This is a genomic window from Apibacter mensalis (genome assembly GCF_001418685.1).
Classification (GTDB): domain Bacteria; phylum Bacteroidota; class Bacteroidia; order Flavobacteriales; family Weeksellaceae; genus Apibacter; species Apibacter mensalis.
In genome coordinates, this window is the sequence record NZ_LIVM01000022.1 from 1 (window position 1) to 5,942 (window position 5,942).

2 tRNA genes and 3 rRNA genes are annotated in these 5,942 nt (G+C 43.9%); all 5 read right to left on the reverse strand.

Going from position 1 to position 5,942, the window contains the following annotated elements:
- Positions 1 to 682 precede the first annotated feature (682 nt).
- Positions 683 to 790: ribosomal RNA gene (gene rrf / locus ASC36_RS10050) — 5S ribosomal RNA — on the reverse strand.
- A 64-nt stretch (positions 791 to 854) separates the two neighbouring features.
- Positions 855 to 3,680, reverse strand: a 23S ribosomal RNA gene (locus ASC36_RS10055).
- 122 nt (positions 3,681 to 3,802) lie between these two features.
- Positions 3,803 to 3,876, reverse strand: a tRNA-Ala gene (locus tag ASC36_RS10060).
- Between the two features lie 10 nt (positions 3,877 to 3,886).
- Positions 3,887 to 3,963, reverse strand: a tRNA-Ile gene (locus ASC36_RS10065).
- Positions 3,964 to 4,162: 199 nt separating this feature from the next.
- Positions 4,163 to 5,681 (reverse strand): 16S ribosomal RNA (locus ASC36_RS10070).
- Together the 16S, 23S and 5S rRNA genes with 2 tRNA genes alongside form the textbook arrangement of a ribosomal RNA operon.
- Positions 5,682 to 5,942 lie beyond the last annotated feature (261 nt).

Sequence of the window (5,942 nt, forward strand, 5' to 3'; positions counted from 1 at the left end):
AAAACTTTAATATATTTATATTCATAATTTAACTATATGTTTTTAATTTATTACATGTTTATATTCGATATAAATAAATGTTAATTATTAAACAATGCAAGTAAACTATCGAAAAAAATAAATGAAGTAAAAAATTCTCATAGTATTTAGAACCATTTATTCATTTCGAAAGTACCAATTTTTTAATTTATTGATCATATGAAACATTTCATACAACTTTTGTTATATGAGCAATAATTAATCCAAAAAAAAGTGTAGGAGATTGCAGTATGTATAATAATTAAAAATATAAAAATATCATAGTCAAACATATATGTATTTTTTGAGCCATAATACTATAAAATTTTAACAGTAAGATAGAGTTTAACTTTATTGAAATTTTCTAAATAAATTTTTCAAGTTTAATTTTATCAAGCTTTAAAAAAAAGCACAATCAAAAAGGGATACAGTAAAACATTAACTACCGTATTTTAACGGTGTTAATATTTATATTTTACCCCCAAACACATCAGGTAAAATAAAAAAATAAAAAAACAAACGGGAAGAATATTAAAAATCCAATACAAGGATTGTTTACTTACATATTAGGGTTTAACGATAACTATTGGGATGCGAATCTACTGAGTATATATATATAAAAAAAGCCTTGCATATTTCTATACAAGGCCTTCTATTTTAAAAAAACTGGCGGCTACCTACTCTCCCGCTTTTGCAGTACCATCAGCGCAAGTAGGCTTAACTTCTGTGTTCGAAATGGGAACAGGTGAGCCCTACCGCTATAACCACCCTAAATATCTTAATGGGATTTTATATAAAATTTTTAAACTTCTACGGCCAATTTTTTGCTTTTTTTTTGGACGAAATCTCCGGGTAATTAGTACTACTCGGCTATGACATCACTGCCTTTACACCTGTAGCCTATCAACGTGGTAATCTCCCACGACCCTATATCGAATTCTTATCTTGTGGCGAGTTTCGCACTTATATGCTTTCAGTGCTTATCTCTTCCAAACTTAGCTACTCAGCGGTGAACCTGGCGGCACAACTGATACACCAGAGGTTTGTTCAACTCGGTCCTCTCGTACTAGAGTCAACTCCACGCAAAATTCTACGCCCGCAATAGATAGAGACCGAACTGTCTCACGACGTTCTGAACCCAGCTCGCGTGCCACTTTAATGGGCGAACAGCCCAACCCTTGGGACCTTCTCCAGCCCCAGGATGTGACGAGCCGACATCGAGGTGCCGAACCTCCCCGTCGATGTGAGCTCTTGGGGGAGACTAGCCTGTTATCCCCGGAGTACCTTTTATCCTATGAGCGATGGCCCTTCCATACGGAACCACCGGATCACTATGTCCTGCTTTCGCACCTGCTCGACTTGTCGGTCTTGCAGTCAAGCACCCTTATGCCATTACACTCTGCGCACGGTTGCCAAGCGTGCTGAGGGTACCTTTGAAAGCCTCCGTTACTCTTTTGGAGGCGACCACCCCAGTCAAACTACCCACCACGCAATGTCCTTCTTGTTCAGAAGTTAGGCTCCAGATAAATAAAGGGTGGTATTTCAACGTCAACTCCTCGACTCCTGGCGAAGCCGATTCACAGTTTCCCACCTATCCTACACATCATTTACCCGAAGTCAATACGAAGCTATAGTAAAGGTTCACAGGGTCTTTTCGTCCCATTGCGGGTAATCGGCATCTTCACCGATACTACAATTTCACCGAGCTCATGGTTGAGACAGTGCCCAGATCGTTACACCATTCGTGCAGGTCGGAACTTACCCGACAAGGAATTTCGCTACCTTAGGACCGTTATAGTTACGGCCGCCGTTTACTGGGGCTTCAGTCAAAGGCTTCGCTTGACGCTTACCTCCTTCCTTAACCTTCCAGCACCGGGCAGGTGTCAGACCCTATACTTCATCTTGCGATTTTGCAGAGTCCTGTGTTTTTGATAAACAGTCGCCTGGGCCTTTTCACTGCGGCTCCCTTTTTATTGGGAGCGACCTTTCTCCCGAAGTTACAGGTCTATTTTGCCTAGTTCCTTAACCATGATTCACTCGAGCGCCTTAGGATACTCTCCTCATCCACCTGTGTCGGTTTTGGTACGGGCGCTGTAAACTTACCTTAGAAGTTTTTCTTGAGAGCTCTTACCTACACTATCCATTCCACCGTAGCTTCCTGGTACTTTCACATTCGGCATCCGAAACGCATTTTACTATCCCAGATTTACCTACTTGCTTTAACGTACTATTCCGTCAGTACGCGGTAGTGTCATTACTCTGTCACTCCATCGAATTTACAGCCGGTATCGGAATATTAACCGATTTCCCATCGATTACTCCTCTCGGATTCACCTTAGGTCCCGACTTACCCTCAGCTGATTAGCATAGCTGAGGAAACCTTGGATTTTCGGCGTGAAGGTTTCTCACCTTCATTATCGTTACTTATGCCTACATTTTCTTTTCTATACGCTCCACTTTAAGTCACCTTAAAGATTCTGCGCATATAGAATGCTCCCCTACCGAAATTTTAAATTTCGCATAGCTTCGGTAGTATACTTATGCCCGAGTATTATCCATGCCAAACCGCTCGACTAGTGAGCTGTTACGCACTCTTTAAATGAATGGCTGCTTCCAAGCCAACATCCTAGCTGTCCAGGCAGTCTGACCTCGTTTGTCCAACTTAGTATACATTTCGGGACCTTAGCTGTTGCTCTGGGTTCTTTCCCTCTCGGACATGGACCTTAGCACCCATGCCCTCACTGCTAAGAAACATATAATAGCATTCGGAGTTTGTCAGGATTTGGTAGGCGGTGAAACCCCCGCATCCAATCAGTAGCTCTACCTCTAGTATACTTCTCTTAACGCTGCACCTAAATGCATTTCGGGGAGTACGAGCTATCTCCCAGTTTGATTAGCCTTTCACCCCTATCCACAGGTCATCCGAAGACTTTTCAACGTCAACCGGTTCGGTCCTCCACTTTGTGTTACCAAAGCTTCAACCTGCCCATGGATAGATCACAAGGTTTCGCGTCTAATCCCACTAACTCCTCGCCCTTTTCAGACTCGCTTTCGCTCCGGCTCCGTAGCTGAACTACTTAACCTCGCTAGTGAAATTAACTCGTAGGCTCATTATGCAAAAGGCACGCCGTCACATCTTATTGATGCTCCGACCGCTTGTAGGCGTATGGTTTCAGGGTCTCTTTCATCTTTCTTTTCGAAATACTTTTCACCTTTCCCTCACGGTACTTGTTCGCTATCGGTCTTCAAGGAGTATTTAGCCTTGGAGGATGGTCCCCCCATATTCAGACAGGATTTCTCGTGTCCCGCCCTACTCTTTTTCATATGTATATAGATTTCACTTACGGGACTATCACCCTCTGCGGTTGTCCTTTCCAAAACATTCTGTTATCTATATAGATACTTTTGGGCTCTTCCGATTTCGCTCGCCACTACTCTCGGAATCTCTGTTGATTTCTTTTCCTCTTCCTACTTAGATGTTTCAGTTCGGAAGGTTTGCCTCCCCTTACGGGAATACTATACTCTTGTATAGTGGGTTGCCCCATTCAGATATCTGCGGATCATTTCGTGTGTGCCAATCCCCGCAGCTTTTCGCAGCTTACCACGTCTTTCTTCGCCTCTTGAAGCCTAGGCATCCGCCATACGCCCTTAACGATTTCTTTTCCTTAGCCTTTTATTGGCCGCTCGGTTTATTTTTTCTTATATAAAATCCCAATAATGTCAATGATCTTTATACAACACCGGTCCTATTTCTTTACTTATTACTGTTTTATTTAGAACCTTGTGGAGAATAAGGGAGTCGAACCCTTGACCTCCTGCGTGCAAGGCAGGCGCTCTAGCCAGCTGAGCTAATTCCCCTTCTTTCCCTTGGTAGTCTCAGGCAGACTCGAACTGCCGACCTCTACATTATCAGTGTAGCGCTCTAACCGGCTGAGCTATGAGACTGATTGATTCTTAATTCTCCTCTTTCGCTCCTTCACTCTCTCTTGTCTTACCTTATACTGCAGGGGCTTCTAAGGGGGTGTTATATATCTTTTTTGTTCTAACTTATTGCTTACTCTTTTTTATTCTAATAAAGTAGGAAACACCTGGAAGTCCTAAATCCTCTCGATAATTGTACCTGATTATTGACTTTTTACTCTAAAAAAGAGATGTTCCAGCCGCACCTTCCGGTACGGCTACCTTGTTACGACTTAGCCCCAGTCACTAGTTTTACCCTAGGCAGCTCCTTTTACGGTCACCGACTTCAGGTACCCCCAGCTTCCATGGCTTGACGGGCGGTGTGTACAAGGCCCGGGAACGTATTCACCGCAGCATGGCTGATCTGCGATTACTAGCGATTCCAGCTTCATAGAGTCGAGTTGCAGACTCCAATCCGAACTGAGACCGGCTTTTGAGATTCGCATCCGGTTACCCGGTAGCTGCCCTCTGTACCGGCCATTGTAGCACGTGTGTGGCCCAGGGCGTAAGGGCCGTGATGATTTGACGTCATCCCCACCTTCCTCGCGGTTTGCACCGGCAGTCTCATTAGAGTTCCCGACTTCACTCGATGGCAACTAATGATAAGGGTTGCGCTCGTTATAGGACTTAACCTGACACCTCACGGCACGAGCTGACGACAACCATGCAGCACCTTGAAAATTGTCCGTAGAAATACTTATTTCTAAGTACGTCAATCTCCATTTAAGCCCTGGTAAGGTTCCTCGCGTATCATCGAATTAAACCACATGCTCCACCGCTTGTGCGGGCCCCCGTCAATTCCTTTGAGTTTCAACCTTGCGGTCGTACTCCCCAGGTGGGATACTTATTACTTTCGCTTAGTCACTGAGGTTGCCCCCAACAACGAGTATCCATCGTTTACGGCGTGGACTACCAGGGTATCTAATCCTGTTCGCTCCCCACGCTTTCGTCCATCAGCGTCAATCGGTATTTAGTAACCTGCCTTCGCAATCGGGGTTCTGTGTAATATCTATGCATTTCACCGCTACACTACACATTCCAGCTACTTCAATACTATTCAAGATTAACAGTATCAACGGCAGTTCTACAGTTAAGCTGCAGGTTTTCACCGCTGACTTATCAACCCGCCTACGGACCCTTTAAACCCAATAAATCCGGATAACGCTCGCATCCTCCGTATTACCGCGGCTGCTGGCACGGAGTTAGCCGATGCTTATTCGTATGGTACCTTCAGAACATTACTCGTAATGTGGTTTATTCCCATACAAAAGAAGTTTAAAACCCATAGGGCTGTCGTCCTTCACGCGGGATGGCTGGATCAGGCTCTCACCCATTGTCCAATATTCCTCACTGCTGCCTCCCGTAGGAGTCTGGTCCGTATCTCAGTTCCAGTGTGGGGGTTCACCCTCTCAGGCCCCCTAAGGATCATCGCCTTGGTAAGCCGTTACCTTACCAACTAACTAATCCTACGCATGCCTATCTGTATCCGATAAATCTTTTAATATCACTCAATGCTGTGTAATATGTTATCCGGTATTAATCCGAGTTTCCTCGGGCTATCCCAGTGATACAGGTAAGTTGCATACGCGTTACGCACCCGTTCGCCGGTCTCTCTTGAAGCAAGCTCCAAAATACCCCTCGGCTTGCATGTGTTAGGCCTCCCGCTAGCGTTCATCCTGAGCCAGGATCAAACTCTCCATTGTAATTTCTTCTTAAATTATCAATTTCATGGCCTCATATCCTCAAAAGAATCTTCCTTTAACTTCCAGGTTGTGTTTTGCTACTTTTTCTTTCGTAAGCTTTGTTATAAACTTTTTTATTTCAACGATCTTTATGCTCGTTCAGGTACTCTCTCTTCTCTTTTCTCTCTTCGTTATTCCTGACTTGCGGATGCAAAGATAGTTACTTTTTTTTTCTTCGCAAGTTTTTTTTAATCTTTTTTTCTTAAATACTTTGCCTAACCC